This window comes from Frankia sp. CgMI4, assembly GCF_001756285.1.
In the GTDB taxonomy this organism is placed as follows: Bacteria; Actinomycetota; Actinomycetes; order Frankiales; family Frankiaceae; genus Frankia; species Frankia casuarinae.
The window spans coordinates 46,025-67,057 of the sequence record NZ_MAQZ01000068.1; the positions used below are offsets into that span (position 1 = coordinate 46,025).

19 protein-coding genes and 2 pseudogenes are annotated in these 21,033 nt (G+C 72.5%); 7 read left to right on the plus strand and 14 right to left on the minus strand.

What is annotated here, in order from left to right; all coding sequences use genetic code 11:
* The first annotated feature begins 64 nt into the window (after positions 1-64).
* A complete protein-coding gene (locus Manayef4_RS11205) occupies positions 65-337 on the plus strand; it encodes a hypothetical protein (RefSeq protein WP_070131535.1) in 273 nt (90 codons plus the stop codon).
* Between the two features lie 20 nt (positions 338-357).
* Here the strand turns inward: Manayef4_RS11205 and Manayef4_RS11210 are convergent, their stop codons facing one another.
* Positions 358-1,308 (minus strand): hypothetical protein, encoded by a 951-nt coding sequence (locus tag Manayef4_RS11210; protein WP_070131558.1) that lies wholly within the window; start codon positions 1,306-1,308, stop codon positions 358-360.
* A gap of 571 nt (positions 1,309-1,879) precedes the next feature.
* Between Manayef4_RS11210 and Manayef4_RS25955 the strand changes: the two are divergent.
* Positions 1,880-2,041: pseudogene (locus tag Manayef4_RS25955) on the plus strand (oxidoreductase); the annotation flags it as partial.
* Positions 2,042-2,182: 141 nt separating this feature from the next.
* On the opposite strand, the gene Manayef4_RS11215 reads toward Manayef4_RS25955, so the two are convergent.
* Positions 2,183-3,169 (minus strand): amidohydrolase family protein, encoded by a 987-nt coding sequence (locus tag Manayef4_RS11215; protein ID WP_070131536.1) that lies wholly within the window; start codon positions 3,167-3,169, stop codon positions 2,183-2,185.
* Positions 3,170-3,365: 196 nt separating this feature from the next.
* Here Manayef4_RS11215 and Manayef4_RS11220 point away from each other — a divergent pair, with 196 nt between their 5' ends.
* Complete coding sequence (locus tag Manayef4_RS11220) at positions 3,366-4,883, plus strand: helix-turn-helix domain-containing protein (RefSeq protein WP_254665589.1); 1,518 nt, start codon at positions 3,366-3,368, stop codon at positions 4,881-4,883.
* 62 nt (positions 4,884-4,945) lie between these two features.
* Here the strand turns inward: Manayef4_RS11220 and Manayef4_RS11225 are convergent, their stop codons facing one another.
* The 3 genes and pseudogenes from Manayef4_RS11225 to Manayef4_RS11235 form a co-directional block, all read right to left on the minus strand.
* Positions 4,946-6,403, minus strand: a complete 1,458-nt coding sequence (locus Manayef4_RS11225) for an MFS transporter (protein ID WP_083282402.1) — start codon at positions 6,401-6,403, stop codon at positions 4,946-4,948.
* Positions 6,404-6,552: 149 nt separating this feature from the next.
* Positions 6,553-6,746: pseudogene (locus Manayef4_RS25960) on the minus strand (prolipoprotein diacylglyceryl transferase); the annotation flags it as partial.
* Positions 6,747-6,776: 30 nt separating this feature from the next.
* Positions 6,777-7,271, minus strand: coding sequence for a MarR family transcriptional regulator (locus tag Manayef4_RS11235; RefSeq protein WP_023841338.1), 495 nt, complete (start codon positions 7,269-7,271; stop codon positions 6,777-6,779).
* Between the two features lie 208 nt (positions 7,272-7,479).
* On the opposite strand from Manayef4_RS11235, the gene Manayef4_RS11240 reads away from it, so the two are divergent.
* A complete protein-coding gene (locus Manayef4_RS11240) occupies positions 7,480-7,752 on the plus strand; it encodes a helix-turn-helix transcriptional regulator (protein ID WP_035941703.1) in 273 nt (90 codons plus the stop codon).
* Between the two features lie 157 nt (positions 7,753-7,909).
* Here the strand turns inward: Manayef4_RS11240 and Manayef4_RS11245 are convergent, their stop codons facing one another.
* From Manayef4_RS11245 to Manayef4_RS11275, 7 genes are all read right to left on the minus strand, one after another.
* Positions 7,910-8,467, minus strand: a complete 558-nt coding sequence (locus Manayef4_RS11245; protein WP_070131538.1) for a hypothetical protein — start codon at positions 8,465-8,467, stop codon at positions 7,910-7,912.
* A gap of 41 nt (positions 8,468-8,508) precedes the next feature.
* Entirely contained in the window at positions 8,509-9,732 is a 1,224-nt protein-coding gene (locus tag Manayef4_RS11250) for an NAD(P)/FAD-dependent oxidoreductase (RefSeq protein WP_070131539.1), read from the minus strand.
* Between the two features lie 58 nt (positions 9,733-9,790).
* Entirely contained in the window at positions 9,791-11,488 is a 1,698-nt protein-coding gene (locus Manayef4_RS11255) for a carotenoid oxygenase family protein (protein WP_070131540.1), read from the minus strand.
* 331 nt (positions 11,489-11,819) lie between these two features.
* Positions 11,820-12,296, minus strand: coding sequence for a cobalamin biosynthesis protein (locus Manayef4_RS11260; protein WP_011436710.1), 477 nt, complete (start codon positions 12,294-12,296; stop codon positions 11,820-11,822).
* Complete coding sequence (locus Manayef4_RS11265) at positions 12,293-13,975, minus strand: cobyrinate a,c-diamide synthase (RefSeq protein WP_035732982.1); 1,683 nt, start codon at positions 13,973-13,975, stop codon at positions 12,293-12,295. Before Manayef4_RS11265 ends, Manayef4_RS11260 begins: the two co-directional genes overlap by 4 nt.
* Positions 13,969-14,577 (minus strand): cob(I)yrinic acid a,c-diamide adenosyltransferase, encoded by a 609-nt coding sequence (gene cobO / locus Manayef4_RS11270; protein WP_070131541.1) that lies wholly within the window; start codon positions 14,575-14,577, stop codon positions 13,969-13,971. The genes Manayef4_RS11265 and cobO overlap by 7 nt, the downstream gene beginning before the upstream one ends.
* Positions 14,574-16,775: a VWA domain-containing protein gene (locus Manayef4_RS11275; protein WP_070131560.1), complete on the minus strand. Its 2,202-nt coding sequence runs from the start codon at positions 16,773-16,775 to the stop codon at positions 14,574-14,576. The genes cobO and Manayef4_RS11275 overlap by 4 nt, the downstream gene beginning before the upstream one ends.
* 747 nt (positions 16,776-17,522) lie before the next feature.
* Here Manayef4_RS11275 and Manayef4_RS11280 point away from each other — a divergent pair.
* Both Manayef4_RS11280 and Manayef4_RS11285 read left to right on the plus strand, forming a co-directional pair.
* On the plus strand, positions 17,523-18,560 hold the full coding sequence (locus Manayef4_RS11280) for a pentapeptide repeat-containing protein (protein ID WP_070131542.1): 1,038 nt from the start codon (positions 17,523-17,525) through the stop codon (positions 18,558-18,560).
* Positions 18,561-18,661: 101 nt separating this feature from the next.
* A complete protein-coding gene (locus tag Manayef4_RS11285) occupies positions 18,662-19,261 on the plus strand; it encodes an adenylate/guanylate cyclase domain-containing protein (protein ID WP_070131543.1) in 600 nt (199 codons plus the stop codon).
* A gap of 72 nt (positions 19,262-19,333) precedes the next feature.
* On the opposite strand, the gene Manayef4_RS24965 is transcribed toward Manayef4_RS11285, so the two are convergent.
* Positions 19,334-19,510, minus strand: a complete 177-nt coding sequence (locus tag Manayef4_RS24965) for a hypothetical protein (RefSeq protein ID WP_023841343.1) — start codon at positions 19,508-19,510, stop codon at positions 19,334-19,336.
* 142 nt (positions 19,511-19,652) lie between these two features.
* On the opposite strand from Manayef4_RS24965, the gene Manayef4_RS11290 reads away from it, so the two are divergent.
* Positions 19,653-19,880, plus strand: coding sequence for a hypothetical protein (locus tag Manayef4_RS11290; RefSeq protein WP_011436717.1), 228 nt, complete (start codon positions 19,653-19,655; stop codon positions 19,878-19,880).
* A 141-nt stretch (positions 19,881-20,021) separates the two neighbouring features.
* On the opposite strand, the gene Manayef4_RS11295 is transcribed toward Manayef4_RS11290, so the two are convergent.
* Positions 20,022-20,993 (minus strand): site-specific integrase, encoded by a 972-nt coding sequence (locus Manayef4_RS11295; RefSeq protein WP_254665592.1) that lies wholly within the window; start codon positions 20,991-20,993, stop codon positions 20,022-20,024.
* Between the last annotated feature and the right edge of the window lie 40 nt (positions 20,994-21,033).

Below are 21,033 nucleotides of genomic sequence, written 5' to 3' on the forward strand. Positions count from 1 at the left end.
TGATCCCGGATTCGCCGAGAAGTCAAGATGTTGCGGTGCGTACCGGCCGCGATATCACTGGAGTATGGCTCTGGCGCATCTGACTTCTCGTCCGACCACCACCGCCCGGCCCGCCGTGCCCGCCGTGCCGGGCAGCGCGCCCGCGCTGCCTCCCAGCGTCGCCCGGGTCGCCRCCCGCACCCGGCTGTCCGCCGAGCTGCTGGCGGCGATCCTGGAGGTCGAGCGGCGCACGCGGGCCACCCTCGAGGACATCGAACGCGCCGACGCGCTGGCCGAACGGCTGCTCGTGCGCCGCGGTGCGCGGCTGCGCGCCGCGGCCGGCCGCCCGGCCCGGTGACCTGCTCCCCCGGGCTCGGCTCAGGCGGCGCCGGCCCGCCGCGAGGCGCGCTCGGCGTGCGCCGAGGTGAGCATCAGGATCTCGTTCATCCTCAGGGTGAGCACCCGCGACGGGTGCTTGTCGAGGATGTCCTCCACCTCGAGGAGGGCGGCTTGGGCCACCGCGGGATCGCGGCGCAGCGTGGTGGCGGCGAGCGACGCCAGCGCCCAGCCGCGGTCGAGGGTCGCCGGGGTGGTCAGGTCGATCGCGGTGTAGGCGGCGGACCGCGCCCCGGGCATCCCGAGGCGGGCCATCGCGTCGGCGACGACGCAGGCCTCCCGGACCTCGTCGAAGGGGGGCCAGCCGGGATGGYGCAGGCCGAGCACGGTCGGCCGGTGGYGCAGTCGGTTCAGGGCGGCGTCGAGGGCTGCCTCGTCGCCGGTGGCCGCGGCGACGGTGACCTGCACCGCCGCCGCCCAGCCGTGCAGGTAGGGATGGTCGACGGCGGCCGCCTTGGCCGCGGCGTTGCCGGCGGCGGCGTAGCGTCCGGTGACGAAGGCGATCGCCGCGTCCAGGCTGTGCGCGGTGCCGGTGAGCAGCCGGTCGTCGAGCTGGGCGGCGAACTGCTCGGTGAGGGTCGCGAACCGCCGCGCCGAGGTGTCGTCGCCGGTGTCGACGGCCAGCATCCCGAGGGAGAACGACAAGTAGCCGGCGACCCGGGTCAGTTCGGCGTGCACCGTCGGGGACAGCCGCCGTCCCAGGGCGGCCTGGACCCGCCGCCAGTCGGCGATGACCGGGCCCACCAGCGTCGTGTGTGGGGCGGAGAACAGGGTCGTGGCGTACCGGTGCAGCCGGTCGTCGAGTTCGGTGAGCGTCACCGGATCGGGATCGGCGAAGGTGATCTCCCGGGAGAGTACCGCCGCGGCCCGTCCGGCGGACGCCAGACCGAGCCGGTCCGAGGCCCGGGTGGGCGACAGTTCCAGGCCGTTCATGACCATCCCCTCACGTTCCGCACCGGCGCCTCGTGGCGCACCGGTCACAGCCCGGCGACGGATGTCCGACCGGGCGGGGACCATGCTTCGTTGCGTCGTCCCGTGGCTGGGGCCGCCGCCGGTCGGCACGGCCGGCCGTACGCCGATGATGCTGATGAACCCGCACGGTTCACCCCAGTGCGTAGCTGATCCGGCAAACACTGTGACCAGTCGCAAGCTACCGCGCAAGAGGGGGGTTGTGTACAGCGGTTTGACAGATTGATCAGAGTCTGCTCCTGGTCTGGCCCGGACAGCTCGGACGTTCCCGATGATCGAGCTCGGGGTCCGTCCCCGCCGTGCCCGCCCCCGCCGGTGAGGTGGTCGCGGCGCAGGTCAGGCAGGTCGGGGGGTGCGGTGTTCCCGGTCGTCGAGCCATCGGTCCAGATCCTGTTCCCTCGACGCCCCGCCGTCGCCGCCAATCCGCGATCCGTCGGATAACTCACAGGCGGACAACTCACCTGCCAGGGCAAGCCTCGCCTCCCCGTGGCCGGGCCACCCTGCCGATAGGGAGAAACTGTGGTAGGGAGAGGCAGTGGATCTCCGCGGGCAGACCGCACTGATCATCGGTGCGTCGACGGGCATCGGCGCCGTCTTCGCCCGCGAGTTCGCCGCCCGGGGCGCCGACCTCGTGCTCGTCAACCTCGTGCTCGTCGCGCGCGGCGAGGACCGGTTGCGCGCGAACGCCGCCGAGATCACCCGGCGCAACGCGCTGCTGGCCCGGGGTGGGCGGCTGCTGCCGCGGCGGGCGCTGATCCGGATCCCAGCTCCGGGTCGACGACCTGGTCCAGCTGCCGTCGTACGTCGGCCTCGGTCAGGACGGCTGACGCGACGGTCATCACGCGCCTGCCAGCCGCAGCTCGGCCGGCACCGGGAGGTCGTACATCTTGGCGGCGTTGAGCCCGAGGATCTTCTTCTTCTGCTCCGTGGTGATGGGTGCGTACCCCATGTCCTCGGGGAACTGCCAGTCGACGAAACTCTYGATGAGCCACTTGGGCGTCCAGATMGCGTAGTCGGAGGAGAACTGGATCTTGTCCTCGCCGATCCAGTAGAGAAGTTCGCCCATGACCTGGGCGAAGTAGCGCGGCTTCGAGTACATGAAGTGYATGACCACCGCGAGTCCGCCGTATACGTTGGTCTCCTGGGTCGCGATCCAGCAGAAGTCCTCCAGCCGGGGCATCCCCACGTGCTCCACAATGAAGTTCAGGTCTTCGAAATCGCTTGCGACGTGGTCGATGTCGGCGACGTCGAACGCGTCGCGGTCCAGCGGCTTGATGGTCGGTCCCTTGTGGACGTGGATGTTCTTGATGYCTAACTCCTGGCAGGCCTCCAGGTACCGATAAGCCCAGGGATCGGTCAGCTTCCATCCGCGCGAGCCGCCTTTCCACTCCGCGGTGTAGAGCTTGACCCCCTTGAGACCGAACCTCTCGGCGTCGGCGCGGAGCTGGTCGAGGCCGGCCTCGCCGTTGCGCGGATCCCAGTTGTGGTTGTAGGTCAGCTTGTCGGGGTGGGCCTGGGTGAGCGCGAACGCCTCTTCGGTCTGCCYGAACCCGTTGGTGTAGAACTCCCCGAGGTAGGCGGGTTGGAAGATGGCGTGGTCGACGTACCCGGTCTCGAACACATCCTTCATCAGCCGCTCGCCGCCCTGGTAGAGGTACTCGTCGTACTCCCACATMTCCGACGCCGGGGTAAAGCTCGTGTGGTAGGCGTAGAAGCAGTCGATGAACTGCTTGCCGTGGACGTTGCGCTGGTTCTCCGGGCGCCCGTCCCACAACGCGATGTGGGCGTCCACGATGAAGTAGTTCTCACCGTCCTTGGCGTACATCCTGGTCCTCCTCCGGCCCACGGCCATCGCGGGCCTGWCGGGAGGCTAGTGCCCGCGTGGGGGGAGAGGTCCCGGGGTCGATGTCTCATTGTGGGATGACCGAATGTCCCAAACTGAGACACGCGCGGCCGTGCCAGGGACGAGGCTGGCGCCTACGCTTATGACCTGGATCACAGCGGGGCTTTCAGGGAGTGTCATGYCCGACGACGTCATCCCGGCACGTGCCCGCGGGTTCGCGGCCGAGGCGCGCGCGGGGCGCGACCACACCCGGTCGGACGTCTCCTGCCGGCTGATGGCCTCCTGGCAGCGCAGCGAGGAGTACGGCGTCTCCCTCGACGACGTCGACCCGGTCTTCTCCGGCACGATCGACCAGAGCTCGCTGTTCTACGACAGCGGCCGCGAGGTGCTGGCCAGCCTCCACCGGACGCTGGCCGCGGAGCCCGTCAGCCTGATGTTGACCGACGCGGACGGCTTGGTGCTCAACCGTCTCAGCGGGGACACCAGCCTCCTGCGCGCGCTGGACCGGGTCCACCTCGCGCCGGGCTTCTCCTACGCCGAGCGGGTGGTGGGTACGACGGGACTCGGGCTCGCGCTGGCGGACCGCGCCCCGTCCCTGGTGCGGGCCGAGGAGCACTACGCCGTCGGGCTGTGCTGCTACACCTGCGCCGCGGCGCCGGTGCTCCACCCAGGGACCGGACGCCTCGAGGGCTCGGTCAACCTGACGACCTGGTCGGAGTCGTCGAGCAACCTGCTGCTCGCGCTGGCTGAGTCCGCCGCGCAGCACACGACGGACCTGATGCGGTTGCGGTCCGGGGGCGTCACGGGTGGCCGCCCGCGCCCACGCGGCGAGGTGTTCCGGGTGGAAAGCCCGCGCGCGGAGCCCGGGGCCGGCAGTCTGCACGACCTCTCCGGCTCCTGGCGCCGTGCGGTGTCACTGGCAGAGGCGGGCCTGCGCGACGGGCGGGTCGTGGCCTGTGTCGGCGAGCCGGGCAGTGGCCGTACGACGGCGCTCGCGCAGGCCCTGCGCCGGGCCTTTCCGCGCTACCGCATCCTGGCCGCGAGCAACCCGGCAGCGGCGGACGTCGAGCCGTGGCTGTCCCTGTGGACCCCGGAGCTGACGAAGGCGAGCACGGCGGTCATCGTGCGCGACGTCGACCTGCTCCCCCTGTGGGTGGCCGAACAGGTGCGGGACCGGGTGCTCAGGGCCCGGGTCGAGGCGCGATCGGGCGCAGCCGACCCGGCGGGCTGCCTGCCCTTCGTGATCACGGTGGAGCGGTTCGAGGATATCCCGGCCGCACTGCGCGCGATCGTTGACGGGATCGTCCCGGTCGCACCGCTGCGCCAACGGCCCGAGGACATCGGGCCGTTGGCGCGGGTGGCGGCCCTGCGGGCACGGGGCCGCGAGGTGGATCTGACCCCGGCGGCCGAACGCGCCCTGTCCGACCATCGTTGGCCGGGCAACGTCGAGCAGCTGATGCAGGTCGTCAAGAAACTGGCTCGCCGCCACGACCCGATCGACGTCGGACACCTCCCGGCCGAGGTGCTCTCGCACGGCCGCCACCGGCTGACGCGACTGGAGACGTTCGAGCGGGACGAGATCGTGCGGGCTCTGAACGACCCGTCCCTCACCATGGCCGAGGCAGCCGAGCGGGTCGGCCTGAGCCGGTCCACGCTCTACCGGCGGATCGCCCAGTACGGCATCCGGGTCAGGTAGCCGCTCAGCCCGGACTCACCGGGCCGCGACCACGTAAGGATCACTGTCACGGGAGTACTAGATCAGCACCTGGCGCTGTTTTCCGTTCCGATGTTCCTCATGCCCCGGCCAGGGGTGAGGAGGGGGGTGAACAGGAGGAGGGATGCCGCGGTGAGGCCGACGATTGCCAGGCGGGGTCCGGTGGCGCCGGCGGCGAGGTGGACGGCGAGGGTGACCATGGCCACGCCGAGGGCGGTGCCCAGGCCGCGGGTCATGTTGACCAGTCCRCCGCCGGTACCCGACGCGTGGGCCGGGATCGCACTCATGATCGTGGTGTTGTTGGTGGGGGTGTAGACGCCGAGGCCGAGGCCGAGCATGGCCATCGGGGGRATCAGCCAGGGTGCGGACAGTGGCACGGCGAGTGCGGCGGCGAGTGCCATCGTGCAGGTGACGGCGCCGAGCGCGTAGCGGCGGCGGTCGCTCCACCGGTCGGGTAGGACCGCCCCGGCGCCGCTGGCGGCGAGCGCGAAGCCTCCGGGCAGGGCGGTGAGGACCAGCCCGGCGTGCAGGGGGGAGGTGCCGCGGTCGGTGAGGACGACGGGGACCAGGACGAGCGGGCCGAACAGGACGAGGTAGCCGCACAGCGCGCCGACGAGTCCCCCCGCGAGGGCAGGGATGCGAAGGAGGCGCAGGTCGATCAGGGGTGCCGGCGCGCGGCGTTCCCGTTGGACGAGGCCGTAGCCGGCGAGCGGGGCGAGGATGGCGAGGATGGCGGTGGCCGCGGAGGGCAGGTTCAGGCCGGAGACGGCCGAGATGGCCAGCAGCAGGGTGGTGGTGGCGGTGGCGAGGAGGGCCAGGCCCGGCCAGTCGAAGGGGGCAGGGTCGGTGCGCTGGCGGGTGCGGGGTAGCAGGTAGTAGCCGGCGATGAGGGCGATTGTCCCGACGGGGACGTTGATGGCGAAMACCCAGCGCCAGCCGAGGGTGGTGACCAGGGCTCCGCCGAGGGTGGGGCCGAGAGCGAGGCCGAGGGCCTGGGCGGCGGCCTGGACGCCCAGGGCGGCGCGCATCCTCGGGCGGGGTGCGCTGGTGGCGACAAGGGCGACGCTGTTGGCCTGCAGCATCGCGGCGCCGACGGCCTGCGCGACGCGGGAACCGATCAAAGCGGCGAGGCTGGGAGCCAGGCCACAGGCGGCCGAGGTGGCGGTGAAGACGAGGAGTCCGTAGAGGTAGAACTGTTTGCGGCCGTGGGCGTCGGCGAGCCGGCCGACGGGCACCAGCAGGGCGACCAGGGTRAGCAGGTAGGCCAGGGAGACCCAGGTGACTGCGGCGAGCGGGGCGTGGAACTGTGCGCACAGCGGCCCGTAGGCCAGGGTGACGATGCTGGCGTCGAGTTGGCCCATGAAGGCGCCGAAGCACACGGTGGCGACCGCCAGCCACCAGCCGCCCGGCAGGTGGCGGACCGCGCGAGGGCGGGCCCGCTCGTGGGCCAGCAGCGACATCAGGGTGTTGYGGGATGCGGAGGTACGCACGCCCGGGTCCATGGCTACCTGCTCCTCCAGCGGAAGCCGCTCACGGCAGGGCGCGGCTCCCCAGCTCTGTCTGTGACAGATAAACTCTGTTTCAGACAGAGTAGGCCGGTGCGGGGGCGGATGCCAGGCCGGCCGCTGGAGGTGGGCACGCGGCGTTGGTGGCCGGCGGTGTAGGCCGCGACGTACAGGGCGAACAGCCTTCCCCGGCGAAAGGCCCAGCGCCGGTCGGCGGCGAGCAGCAGCACGCCGAGGTCCTGAAAGTAGTTACCCACCGTCCGATCGCCTGCGCCAGCACCAGCCCGGGCGCGGCGGCGTCCGCGAAGCCGGCGGGCGTGATCCCGCAGCGGCGGCAACCGGTTCGGCACGCCTCCCGAGGAACCTGCGGTCAGGGTCCGCCGGTGGCGACGGAGGACGGGTCGGCCGGGCGGCGGTCATCGAGCTGTTCGACCAGGCGTGACAGGGCCGGCAAGGCTTCGACAATAACGGCCTGGTCGGCGGCGGCGAGCCGGCCCAGTGCGTCSCCGAGCCTGCGTTCGTGGGCCTCGCGCCACCCCTGCAGATGGCGGGTACCGGTCTCGGTCAACGACACCCGGGCCGCGCGCCGGTCGGCCGGGTCGGTGACCCGCCGCAGAAGATCCGCGTCCGACATCTGTTGCACCAGGGTGCTCACCGTATTCGGGGCCAGGTGGAGCAGGCCGGCGAGCTCRCCCACCCGCGCGCCATCGCGTTCCTGCAGGCATTGCAACAACTCCACCTGGGCCATCGGCAGGGCCTCCCACGGGTAGTCGCTGCGGATACTCGTCCGCAGCACCCGCCGAAGTCGAGTGACGACCTCGGTCAACGCCCGCGCGTCCCGCTCCAGCCGTAGCTGCACCACCACCCCGACAGGATAGCTGGAAAAGGGCCGGTTTCACCGGTCGGATCAGCAGGTTCTCCACGACGAGGCCCAGACCCCACCGCAGGCCTCACCCGCCCCTGCTCGGCCGGCGGGCTCGGACCCGCACCCGTGACCAATTCTTATACCGTTATTAGTATCACGGTTGTGGTGCGGAGTCGGGTAGGGGCATGCCGGTACTACCATCATGGCCATGGTGCGGACGCCGTTGACCCGGCTGGAACGCGAACGCGGGGAGCGGTTGGGCGCCCTGCTGCGCACCGCCCGGGGGGACCGCAGCATGGTCGAGGTCGCCGCGGCGGCCGGGCTGTCGGCGGAGACGCTGCGCAAGATCGAGACGGGCCGGATCGCGACCCCGGCGTTCTTCACCGTCGCCGCGCTGGCGCGGGTCCTCGGCCTGTCCCTGGACCTGATCGCCGACGCCTGCGCCGATGCGGCGATCCCGTCTGGCGTCGCATGGGGCTGAGAAACCTCGGGAAGAAAGATTCGTGTTTGTCCTCCGTTCGGCTGAGTCGCTGAAGATTACCGGTGGCGGGGAGCCGCACGGCACGACCGTGGGCGCGGGGCGTATCACCCGGAGAACACGCGATCCCCGGCGCTGGTAGGTCAAAGCTGATGAGACGTCAAGGCCGCCGGCCGGTGGACCTGGTATTGAGCAGAGTTTCCCGGACTGTCTGCAGGAAGTGGGCTGGGCCGGCCTGGTCTGTCCAGCTGTCGCGGTAGGCCAGGGGAATGGGCGAGTTGCCGAGGTAGGTGGCGCGTAGGGCACGGGTGACCAGCGTCCCGGCACCGGCACCGGCACCGGCAGAGCCGGCCGCGGCGGCTACGGTGTCGGCGGCGAGCTCCGTTTCTGTGCCGCCGGCGAAGGTGTAGGTGATGACGATGTGGACAGTGCCGTCGGCCGGGTCGGCGCTTATGGCGGGGTCGGTGGTCATCTGCCAGATGGCTCCGGGCTCGTCGCGGGTGACCGTCCACTCGACCTCGACGGTTGTGTCCGGGGCGACCTCGATGACGTCGACGAATCGTGCCCCCACCGGCACCGGGCGGTCGGTGTTCTCCCCGCGGACCGCCTTCGTCGCAGCGAAGGTGYCGACCCAGTTGTCGGGAGTTGCCATGAAGGCGTAAATCTCCGCTGCGGACAGTGGAATGTGCAGGCTGACTTCGAGCGTGGTGTCGAGCACTGGATGATCTCGATTCCTGYCGGCTGGGGGCGGGGGTTGGTTCAGGGTTCAGGGTCAGGATTCGTTGGAGAGCATTTCGGTTCGGTCAGGTGCGCCGGGGCGAAGAACTCCGCCAGCGGAACGAAGCCGGCAACCATACCGAGAAACTTTTTCCGGGTTTCTGGACTGTTCGCCGCGGCCACCAGCAGCGCGGCCAGTTCGGGGGGGAACGCCAGTTCGCCTACCGTGCAGGCAAGCCGGTAGGACGCGGCGGTCGCCTCGTCGCGATGCCGCTGGAAATCCGCCAGGGCGGCGTTCATCGGCTGCTGCCCGGACAGGCCGCGGTCCACCGCGGCCGCCAGCAGGTCCGCCTGGGTGAAGGCGTCGAGCATGCCCTGGGCGGTCACGGGATCGCGGTGGTAACCGGCGTCGCCGACCAGCGCCCAGCCCGGCCCGTGGCCTGCGCGGTAGTAGTTGTCGGGGTAGAGGGAGCCGTGGAAGCGTTCCTCGCGCCGGCCGCGGGTGGCCAGCTCGTCGGCCAACTCGGGGAAGACGGCACGCACGACACCGAGGAAGTTTCCCGKCACGTCGGCCCGGAACTCGGCCAGGCGCTCCCGCCGCCGCATAACCGCAACCACGGTCAGGCCGTCGTTAGTCGGCCAGCAGCCGATCTGGGCCCCGTTGCGGAAGCGGGCGCTGTGCTGCCGGTCGAGGCCGCTCCAGTACGAGTAGTAGATGAAGCTGGCGGCCGGTACGACGTTGTAGAAGGCGGCGTTCATCGTCGCCGCGATCGTGGAGCGGGGGCCGTCCGCGCCGATGACAATGGCGGCCCGATCCTCGGCCGCGGCGCCGCCGGAGCGCCGGGTGCCACCGCGGATACCCACCGCGCGGCCGTCGGCTACCAGTACGTCGGTCACCGGGTAGCCCAGGCGGACCTCGACGCCGGCGTCGAGCGCGGCGTCCAGCAGCATCGCGTCCAGCACGGTGCGCCGGGGTGCGTAGGCCGCRCTGATGCCGTCCACCGGATCGACGCCGCCGGTGATGACGCTGTCCTCCCAGGACAGCGTCATCTCGGTGATCGGCGGACACCCGGTTCGGACAAGTCGGTCAAGCAGCCCCCAACCGGCCAGCTGGTGTGCCCCGGCCTGGGGCAGATAGTGGGTGGACAGCGTGTCCGCCGGAAAGGTCGCGCGGTCGACCAGCAGCACCCGGTGGCCGCGCCGGGCCAGCAGCATGGCCAGCGGGGAACCGGCGCACCGGGCACCCACCACAATTGCGTCGTACATCCAGTCAACCCTTCTGAACGAGCGTCGCACACCCGTGCCGGTCAGCCCCGTCCACCGGTCAGCCGAGCCGGTCCAGGACGTCGGCGACGACCCTGCGCACGGTCGGCCCGAGACTTCTCCAGGCGGTACCGAGGTCGTCCGCGAAGAACCGGCGATATCCGGTGTCGACGGACCGGATGCTCGCCGCATACCCGGAATGGAACAGAACCGGAATCTTCAGCCCGGGCGCGGTGGCGACGGCGACGGGGCCGGCATCGAGCGCGAGCGCGTCGAAGACCTGGATCTCGGTGCGGTCGGCGTGCTTGAGGAAGACCAGCAGCCATCCGTCCCCACTACCATCGCCGTTCTCTCCGCCGGGCGCGACGTCGCCGTCGCCGGTGACCGGCACGTACACCGGCGACTCGCCGATGGTGCCGGTCGGAAACGACCACGAGCACTTCTCCGTCATCGTCTCGAGGTCGATGCACACCACCGACGAGGCAGTCCCGCCGGCCGGCAGCTGATCCACCGGCACGACCCGGTGCGGGTGGTCGCGGTACATCTCGACGACCCGGCTGACCAGGCTGTCCGGCGGTGCTCCCCAATACGCCTGCCACAGGTACCGGCCGCGTTCCAGGGCCGGGCGTCGCAGGTCCCTGGCGTAGAGCAGGGTGCCCCAGTGCCGCCGGGGCTCGAGGAAGTACCGGGTGGCGCGTACCTCGCCGGTGYGTCCGGCGATGACGTACCGACCCACCGGTGAGGCGTCGACCGGCGTCGGGAGAAATCCGCGCAGGCTGGCCGGGAAGTGCTTCCCGGACCCCCAGACGGTGTCGGTGTCGGTGATCRCGTAGTTGATGTCCCAGCCGTTCGAGTGGGCGACGTACAGGGTGATGTCGTCGCCGTCCTGGGCGTAGTCGGCGAACTCGTGGAACGACTCGTAGGGCACCCGGGCGTGCGCCACGGGGACAGCGCCCCCCACCCGTCTGGTGGTCAGATCCCTCTTCGCCACCAGATAGATATCGGTGAACGGCTGGTGCGGCCTGGTCCGGTTCCGGCCGGCGACGCTGCCCGGCTCGGGCCGGAAACCGATTTCGGTGAAGATGACGTAGTCCCTGGTCACCGTCACCTCGTGGGTGCCCTGYACGATGCGGGCGCCCGGTACATGCCAGCTTTCCAACGCGCCGCTGCCGTCCCAGCGCACCACCCACAGCGGCCCCTCGACATCGGCCGTCGAATTTCCCCGGGGGCGTAGGTGGATGTTGCACCACCACAGGCAACCGTCGTCCAGGTCGACGACCGGATGGGACGTCGTCTGCACACCCGGGAACAGCGGGTGCGCGCCGACCTGCGGGTATTCGTCCACGCCACCGAGAAAACTCTTGAAATCAAAGGTGACCGGATCGAACTCCACCGGCCGCTGCCGATCGGAGGTCAACAGCAGCCGGTCGCCGAAGAAATGCGGCGCGGTGTGGCTCACCGCCGGTCGCGCGCCCACCAGCAACCCGGCCAGCTCCGCCGGCGGCAGCACCGAGCGCAGCGCGCCGAGAATGGCCAGGTCCGGAGTGACGACCCGGCGCGTCTRCCAGCGCTGGGTGGCCAGGTCGACCCGGGTGAGCATGCCCGGCCCGGTCAGGAAGAAATCGAGCGCGGTCGGCTGGGACGGACCGACGACGAAGGCGTGTCCGCGCAGGCCGGCCGGCCACTGCCCGGCAGTTGTGGTCAGCTCGACGTCATACTCGCGACTTGGTTCGAGGACATGGTAGAGCGCGTGATCCATGCGACTCCTTGTCGGTGCCCCCGCGACGATGASCCACCATGTTTTGGGTTCAACGCTATGTCGTTCTGAAYAGCTGCTCTGAACAGCTGCTCTGAACGGTTGTCCTGACACGGCCCGTTCACCGGCCACAGCCAGATTACAACAGCTCACCACGCCGAAAAACACCGGCCGTCCGTACCATTGTCCGCGTGTATAGATCTATAGGGGTCACGCTGAGATGCGGCAAAAAGGGGCAGTGGGGTGACCGCGTAGTACGTCAACAACACCAGCGGCGCGAGCCGATGYTGATCAAAGGTGGTCCGCTCGGCCACCCAGCCGACCTGGTCCGCGGTCACGCGGARGCGCCGCCATCCCGATCCGGCGTGCCATGCCGGGCGATCGCGACCGTCGCCCGCCGGCCGGCGCGTTTGGGTACGAGCAGGACCGGCTGTGGCATGGCCGTTGCCGGGGGCAGGGTGGCCGTTTCCGGGGACGGGGGGACAGCGAAGGGAATCAGACAGGCGGCCTCGGCGACGCTCGGGGTGCCGAGCGCGGCGTGGGCGGCGGCACCGGGATGGGGCACGTCGACGGTGGCGAGCAGGGCGGCGGGATGGCCCACCAGCGGCCAGCCGTGGTGGCGGGCGGCGGCGACGACGCCCGGTTCGTCCCGGCGGGCCTCGACCGTCGCCATCCGGCGCACCGCGCTCGCCGGCGCCGCGAGGTCGTGCAGCGCCGCCTCGACCAGCTCCAGGATCTCCGCCGCCGTCACCCCGGGCCGTGCGCCGACACCGACGACCAGCCTCCCGTCCCCCGGTTCCGCTCCGGTCACGCCGCGCCGGGCTGGATCCGGCCGGGTGGGCCGGCGGGCTTCGGGGCGCGGACGCGGGGTGCGGCGCCGGCGGTGTCCCGGCCGTCCTCCCGGCGGGCCGCGCGGGCGGCGGCGAGCAGGCGGGTGGCGGCGCCGGGCCGTCCAGCCCAGTGCAGATGCAGGTAGGAGGCGTGCACCCGGCGGTACACGAACCCCTCGGACATCCACGGCGACGCCGCCTGCTGCCCGCCGCGCCGGCCACCACCCGCCACGCGTCCCGGTGCGGGTCGGGGCGCGGTTTCGGGTACCGGCAGCCACCACGCCGCCACCCACGACGACCCGGGGGGCGGGCCTGCGGCGCCGTGGGCGGGGGACGGCGACCGTGGGTCGCACGGCGCCCGGCCGGGTGGGGGCCGTAGGACCGTACGGTGGAACTCGTGGGCGTGCACGGTGGTCCCGGCCGCCGCCAGGGGGCTGTCCGCGGCGGCGATCGCGCTGCGGTAGCCGAGGGTGAGCCGCGGGCCCATCACCGCCTCCACGTCGAGAACCCCGCACATCGGCGCGCCGTCCAGGGTGCGGGCCAGGTAGAGCAGTCCGGCGCACTCGGCGGCGACCGGCCCGCCGCGGGCGGCGAACGCGGCGACCTCGGCGCGTAACCGGGCGTTGTCGGCGAGCGCGGCGACGTGCTCCTCGGGGAAACCACCGCCGATGATCAGGGCGTCGGTTCCCGGTGGCAGCGTCTCGTCGCGCAGCGGGTCGACGGGGACGACGTCGGCGCCCGCGGCGGTGAGCAGCTCGATGTGTTCGGGGTAGCCGAAGGTGAACGCGGCTCCCCCGGCGACCGCGACCCGCGGGGGCCGGTCGGGCATCGCGGGCATCGCGGGCATCGCCGGGTCCGCTGTGGTGACCGCTGCCGGTCCGGCCGCGGCGAGCACGGTGGCCGGCTCCCAACGTGCGACGCGCAACGGCGGCGCGGTGCGTGCCACCCGCAGCAGGGCGTCGAGGTCGCAGGCGGATCCGACCAGCGCGCCGAGCCGGTCGACGGCGGCGACGGCGGCGGGTCTGCGTTCCGCCGCCGGCACCAGACCGAGATGCCGCGAGGGGGTGTGGACGGCCTGTTCCCGCGGCAGCGCGCCGAGCACGGGCACGGCGATGTCGTCGAGTGCCTCGGTGAGCAGATCGCGGTGATGGGGGGAACCGACCCGGTTGAGGATCACCCCGGCCAGGCGGATCCGCCGGTCGAATCCGCGGAACCCGGCGACGAGCGCGGCGATCGAGCGGGCGGCGCCGGAGACGTCGACGACGAGCACGACGGGGGCGTCGAGCAGCCGGGCGACGTGCGCGGTGGAGGCATGGTCGGCCTGCTCACCGGGACCGGGACGGGCCACCCCGTCGAACAGGCCCATCACCCCTTCGACGACGGCGAGGTCCGCGCCGCGGGCCCCGTGGGCGAACAGCGCGGCGATGCGCGCCGCGCCGCAGAGCACCGCGTCGAGGTTGCGGCCCGGCCGGCCGCAGGCCAGCGCGTGGTAGCTGGGATCGATGTAGTCCGGGCCGACCTTGTGCGGGGAGACGTGCAGGCCGCGGGCGGTGAACGCGGCCATCAGCCCGGTGGTCACCGTCGTCTTGCCGGCGCCGCTGGCCGGGGCGGCGAGAACCAGCCGGGGAATGTCGATCTCCGCCCGGGGCTCGCTCACCACTCGATGCCCCGCTGCCCCTTTTGCCCGGTGTCCATGGGGTGGCGGACCTTGGTCATCTCGGTGACGAGGTCGGCGGCGTCGAGCAGCTCCCGGGGGGCGCGTCGCCCGGTGACGACGACATGCTGGCGGCCGGGGCGGGAACGCAGGACCTCGACGACCTCGTTGACGTCGAGCCATCCCCAGCGCAACGGGTAGGTCAGTTCGTCGAGCACGTACAGCCGGTAGGTCTGGGCRGTGAGGTCCCGGGTGATCTGCGCCCAGCCCTCCCGGGCGGCGGCACCCGGGTCGCCGTCCGGGTCGACCCGTTCGCGTACCCRGCTCCAGCCCGCGCCCATCTTGTGCCAGGTGACCGGGCCGCCCTGGCCGGAGTCGGCGAGGACGTGCAGCGCGCGTTCCTCGCCGATACGCCACTTCGCGGACTTGACGAACTGGAACACTCCGACCGGCCAGCCCTGTGACCAGGCGCGCAACGCCAGACCGAACGCGGCCGTCGACTTCCCCTTGCCGTCGCCGGTGTGAACCATCAGCAGCGGCCGGTCGCGGCGCTGGCGGGTGGTCAGCCCGTCGTCGGGGACGGTCTCGGGCTGTCCCTGCGGCGTCAACAGGCCACCTTTCCGGACGTCGCGCGGGGCGTCGCGCGGGGAGTGAGATGGTGCAGGGAGTCCAGMGGGATCGTGACGCCGCCGAGGGCGCCCGCGAGCCGCTGGGCCAGGCCCAGGCGCAGGAAACCGTTCTCGCAGTCGACGACGACGCTGCTCAACTCACCCCGGCCGCCGCCACGCCCCCCGGTACCGGCCCGTCCGCCCGTCGCCGGTCCGGCCGCGCCACCGGCGGCGCGCACCAGCGCGCGGGCCACCGGCAGCGGGTCGTCCCCGGCGGTCGCCCGGCCGTCGGTGACGACCACGAGCAGGGCCCGCCGCGTCGGATCACGGCGCCGTTCGGCGCGCAGGACCTCACCGGCGAGGCCCAGCCCGGCGGCCAGCGGGGTCCGCCCGCCGGTGGGCAGCGCGCGCAGCCGGGCCGCGCCCACCTCCACGCTCGAGGTCGGCGCGAGCACCACCTCCGCTCCCGACCCCCGGAAAGTGATCATCCCGATCCGGTCGCGGCGCTGGTAGGCGTCGACGAGCAGGGCCAGCACGGCCGTGGTGACCAGGGTCATCCGCGCGCGGGCGGCCATCGACCCGCTGGCATCGACGACGAACAGCACCAGGTTGCCCTCCCGGCCGACGCGCACGGCGCCACGGCGGTCCGCCGGGACCAGCACGAGGCCGGGTCCGCACCGGCCGCGGGCGGCCTGGAACGGGGCGGCGGCGAGCAGGGTCGCCGGCAGATGCAGGCCGGGTGCGTCCGCGGCGGTGGTGACGAGCGCGCCGCGGCTGCCGCGGGCCGGGGATCGACGTCCGGTGGCTCCCGAGGAGGTTCCGAGGCCGGCGACGGTGAGCAGCCGCGGCCGGCTCGCCGCCGCCGGTGCGCCGGCGAGCCGGGTCGAAGACGCCGTCGCGGTCGAAGACGCCGACGGGGACGGTCGTGCCGACCACCGGTCCCCGCCGTCCCCGCTGTCCCCGCCCTTCCCGTCATCCCCGCCGTTCCCGTCATCCCCGCCGTTCCCCGCGCCGCGGTTCCCATCCCCCGCACCGTCGCAGCCGTGGGAACCGCCGTCACCACGGGGCGCGCCCCCCGAACCGCCGCCGTCGGGCGGGTCGTCATCGGGGCGCGCATCGTTCACCGGTACCCCGGATTCCCCGGCACCGGATCCGCCGGCTTCTTCGCCGGCTTCACATTCGCCGGCCTCGCGTTCGGCCCCGACGCGCTCGTCGAGAGCGGCCAGGGCCTCGTCGAGGACGGCGTCGAGGGTCTCGTCGTCCATTCCGGGGGCGTCGAACGGGCCGCGGCGGCGGCGATGCGGTAGCGCGAGACGGGCACCGGTACGGATGTCGGCGGCGAGCACCGTGGCGCGCCCCGCCCACGCGGCGAGTGCCATCGCGGTCTTGGCCAGCACCACGTCGGCGCGCATGCCGTCGACGTCGCAGCCGGCGCAGATGGCGGTGACGGCCCGCAGCGCCGCGTCGGTGAGCCGGACCGTGCCGAGCCGGCCGCGGGCGGCGACGACCCGGGCCGCGAGTTCCGCCTCCGCGTCCGCCCAGGTCGCGGCGAACCCGGCCGGGTCGGCTTCGAACGCCAGCCGTCGGCGGACGACCTCCGCGCGCACCGCCGGGTCACGGCTGGCCGCGACGTGCACGGTCAGCCCGAACCGGTCGAGCAGCTGCGGACGCAGCTCGCCCTCCTCCGGGTTCATCGTCCCGACCAGCAGGAACACCGCCGGATGGCGCACCGACACCCCGTCGCGTTCGACGTGGGCGACCCCGAAGGCGGCGGCGYCGAGAAGCAGGTCAACGAGATGGTCCCCCAGCAGGTTGACCTCGTCGACGTAGAGCAGCCCGCGGTGGGCGGCGGCGAGCAGACCCGGGCGCAGAACGCTGACCCCGTCGGCCAACGCCCGGTCCAGGTCGAGGGAACCGGTTAGCCGGTCTTCGGAGGCGCCCACGGGTAGTTCCACCAGCCGGGCCGGACGGGTCAGTGACGGCGACGGCGCGGGATGCGGGCCGTCGGGGCAGTCCGGTAACGGCGCGTCGGGCGCGCAGGAGAACCGGCAGCCCTCCGTGACCGTCACCGGGGGCAGCAGGGCGGCCAAGCCGCGCACGGCGGTGGACTTGGCGGTGCCCTTCTCCCCACGCACGAGGATTCCGCCCAGCGTGGGGGAGACCGCGTTGAGCAGCAGGGCCAGGCGCAGGTCGTCCATGCCGACCACSGCCGACAGCGGGAAGCTCACCAYGGTGTCGACGCCGTCGAGGCAAGCGGGTGTCGCCGGTGCGTCGTGTGCACCGGCTGCGGCTGACAGGATCGACAGGATCGACACGACGGATACCACGGATGCCGATGCGGCGCGTGCGGCCGGGATGGCCGATGTGGCAGTGGTACGGGCATGCCGGGGTCCTCCCAGGGTCCTCGCCCATGGTCATCACGGCGACGGCCGGAGTATCCTGGCTCCCGGATCGACGCGCACCTTCGGCCTTCCAGCCGCCGCTGCGGCCGTGGCCCGTCGCCCCGCCGGGGCGGCTCGGGGTTCCTCTCCGGACCCCTGGTCGGGCGATCGCCGGGCACGCCCGCCTCCTCGTCGGCGAGCCTGCCCAGGAAGGGTTCGCTTCCCGGTGACAGTGGCGGGACCGCGCCGGACTCGCACCGGCTTCCTCCCCCTGCTGTCGCGTCTGTCAGCATGACATATCCGTCGGCGACCAGTACGTCGTCTCGACGACCAGGACGTCGAGACGACCCTCCCTCCCACCCAGATGACCATTGGGTGCTGACCGCTGACCGCTGACCAGACGCCCTGTGCTCGTTGAACCGGCGCTGGTCGTGGGCGAGGATCGCGGGCGAACTGGTATCCCGGCCAGCCCGAGGCCGGTGGACACGGGGGTGGCGACGTCATCCTCCGCGGTCGCGTCTGTCAGAATGATGTCTCCCGTCGACGTTCAGAAGGGCACACACCTTGCCCGACGATCTCGATCCCGCCGCGGGAATCACCGGGGACGCCCGCGGCCGGCTGCGTGCCGACTGCGGGCGCTGTTTCGCGCTGTGCTGCGTGGCACCGGCGTTCTCCGCCTCGGTGGACTTCGCGATTGACAAACCCGCCGGCACGGCCTGCCCCAACCTGAACGCGGGCTTCCGCTGTGCCGTCCACGAGCAGCTGCGGCCGCGGGGGTTCCGCGGCTGCGCCGTGTATGACTGCTTCGGCGCCGGGCAGCAGGTCTGCCAKGTCACCTACGGCGGGCGGGACTGGCGAGCGGCCCCGGACAGTGCCCGGCAGATGTTCGATGTCTTCGCGGTCATGCGGACGCTGCACGAGCTGCTGTGGTATCTGAGCGAGGCGCTGAGCCGGCCCGCCGCCGCCCCGCTGCACGCCGAGCTGCATGACGCCCGCGCTCGCACCATGCTGCTGACCTGCGCCGACGCCGACACGCTGCTCGCCGTGGACGTCCCCGCGCTGCGTCAGGCGGTCCATCTGCTGTTGCTGCAGGCCAGCGACCTGGTCCGCGCCGAGCTGCCGGGCGGTGCCGGGAACAGGCGTCCCCGGCGGCGCCCCCGCGGCGCCGACCTGCTCGGCGCGAACCTCGCCGGGGCGGATCTGCGCGGCGCGGCGCTGCAGGGAACCCTCCTGATCGGCGCGGATCTGCGGGGGGCGGATCTGCGCGGCGCCGACCTGCTCGGCGCTGACCTGCGCGACACCGACCTGCACGGCGCCAACCTGCACGGCGCCCTGTTCGTCGTTCAGGCCCAGCTCGACGCCGCCCGCGGGGACGCCACCACGGCGCTGCCCCCGGCTCTGACCCGCCCCGTGCACTGGACGCGCACGGCGGACCCGACGCGGCCGGACCCCAGAACGCACCCCGTGGCGGGCTCGGGCCCCGGGCCCGGGACGGTGCCGATCCCCTCGTCGTCGCCCAGCGCGGCCCGGCCGCGGCGGTCGGCGAGTTCTCCTCGGTCGCCTCGTTCCCCTCGGTCGCCTCGTTCCCCACGCCGCCGCTGACCGGCAGACCAGTCGTCGCCGGCGCCGGGTCCGATCCCCCGGTCGGGTCACGGCGCGGAAATCACGTCTTCACCGGCGGGATGGCGCGTCAGGATGGGACCATGGCACGCGAGGATACCGGCGACATCCGGCAGGACCCGGAACGGGACGCCTGCATCACCGCCACGAGCATGTTCGTGGGCATCACCGGGACCACCGACATCGRCAGAGGAATCGACCCGGAATCGCTGCAGGAGGTCCTGCGGCGGGCGTTCACCCTCGTGCGCACCATCGTCTCCACGCATGGCGGCTCGGTCGAGAGATTCATCGGGGACGCCGCGTTCGCGGTGTTCGGCGTTCCCGAGCCGCATGTGGACGACGCGCTGCGCGCCGTCCACGCCGCCCTTGAGATTCGGGCCGCGACGGAGGCGCTCAACACCGAACGGCACCACAACCGGGACCTGAGGCTGCGCGTGCGGATCGGGATCAACACCGGCGAGGTCACCGTCGCCGGTGGCGCCAGTGGCGACCCGGTGAACGTCGCCTCCCGGTTGGAACACGCCGCGCCCGCCGGCGAGATCTTCATCGGCGGCACCACTTATCATCTCGTCCGGGACAGCGTCACCGCGAGCGAGGCGGATCCCCTCGTCGTGCAGGGCAGGCCCGTCCCGTTGCGTGTGCACCGGCTGATCGGACTGGCCGCTCCGTCGCCGGCCGCCTGAGCACTACCGGCCGCCGCCGGTGCTCCGGCCCCGGATCCGTGGGCGAGCGGGACGAAGGGCGGTGCGGGACTGTCAGCGGCGCCGGACGCGACGTGAACCGGTCCGCGGGATGGCGGCCGGTTGGGGGCCGCGGCCCAGCCCGCCGTGGCGGACCTGCATGTGGGTGGCGAGCAGATGGGACGCCTCGGCCTTGGTGGCGACCCGGTCCGAGGTGATACCGCAGTACGTGCAGGTGTATCTGGCCATCATGAGGTCCCTTCGGATGCTCGGGTAGGGCCAGAATGCGGCAATGCCGCGACAGACGCATCACATTCCCAGTTCGCATACCTATCTGAGACGCTAATCTTCCACGTGTTTGCATGTCAATCTGGTACGCCCATAAGGTGGGTGGATGCCCCGCCCGCCGTGGACGCCGAGGACGCAGGCTCACCATGAGCTCATGGCCGCCCTGTCCGCCTCGGTCGACGCTGCCTGCGAGGCGGAGGAAAGAATGTGGGAGGCCGCCCGCGCCGCCCGCGCCGGYGGGGTGCCGATCGACCTGGTGGCCGCGCTCACCCGACGCGGACGGACCACCGTCTACCGCCATCTCCCCCTTGGACAGGATCTCGGCGACGCCTGAACGCGCACCGCTTCGCCGGCGGTGGCCAGCAGTCGGCTGTCCGGGGCGAAGGCCACCTCGCGCACCGGCCCGACCCGCACCTGCATGCCGGGGACGCCGCGTGCGCGGTTCCGTCCACGCCGGATCCCAGGCCGGTCGGGTTCACAGCCCGACGCGGCCGGAGGGGTTGTCGCGGTCGAACAGCCGTCCGGCGCGGACGTAGCCGTCGAGCGACGCTGAGGAGCGCCACCGGCCCTGGCGCATGATCGACCGGTCGGCGACACCGGCGCGGGCGGCGGCGGTGGCGAACCCGGAGCGCAGCGAATGCCCGGCGAAGTCGGCCGGGTCGAGTCCGGCGGCGGCCACCCGGCGCTGCACGATTCGGGCCACCGAGCCCGGGTAGAGCCGCCCCGGCGCGACCTGCCCGTGCCGGTTGACCGCGCGGAACGCCGGCCCGTCGGTCAGCGCGGCGGCGTCCACCCAGGCCCGCCAGGCCCGCACCGGGCAGGTCGGCCGGTAGGAGCCGTAGGCGACGCCGACCAGGGCACCGGCGGCCTCCTGGTCGGTCTTCGACGCCCGGATCGTCAGGACGACTCCGTCGGGGGTCTCCAGCAGGTCGGCGACGTCGAGGCCGACGAGTTCGGAGCGGCGCAGGCAGCCGGCGAATCCGATCAGCAGCAGGGCCCGGTCGCGGACGTCGGCGAGGTCGTCGTCGCGCAGCCCGGCGACGACCCGGGCCAGCAGGGAGGTGTCCAGCGCGGCCTTGCGGTTCGGGCGGACCCCGCGGGTGCGGCGGATACCGTCCCAGACGGCGCAGACCTCCGGTGCGCTCGCCGGGTTGGGATGGCGACCGAGCTGGTGGGAGACGGAGATCGCGGCGAGCCGGCGGCGGATCGTCGAGGGCTTGTACCCGGCGTCGGCGAGCGTGGCGAGGTAACCCGCGACCGTCGCCGGGGTCGCCGGCAGCGGGCACAGCGGCACCGTCTGACGTTCACACCAGGCCCRGAACTGACGCAGGTCACTGTCGTAGGCCCGCCAGGTCGCCGTGGAACGCGCGGCGCGGGCGTAGTCCCCTACCCGAGCGAGCAGATCGGCGGTGAGCTGTCCATCGGTGCCCGGCGCCAGGACCGGCACCGGCGGCTGTGCCGCGCCGGCGGAGCCGGCCGGTAACGCA

Bases quoted from the DNA above. Each gene is read 5' to 3' on its own strand.
- Manayef4_RS24965 (WP_023841343.1), bottom strand. From the start codon at position 19,510: ATGATGGCCAGATACACCTGCACGTACTGCGGTATCACCTCGGACCGG.
- Manayef4_RS11240 (WP_035941703.1), top strand. From the start codon at position 7,480: ATGGTGCGGACGCCGTTGACCCGGCTGGAACGCGAACGCGGGGAGCGG.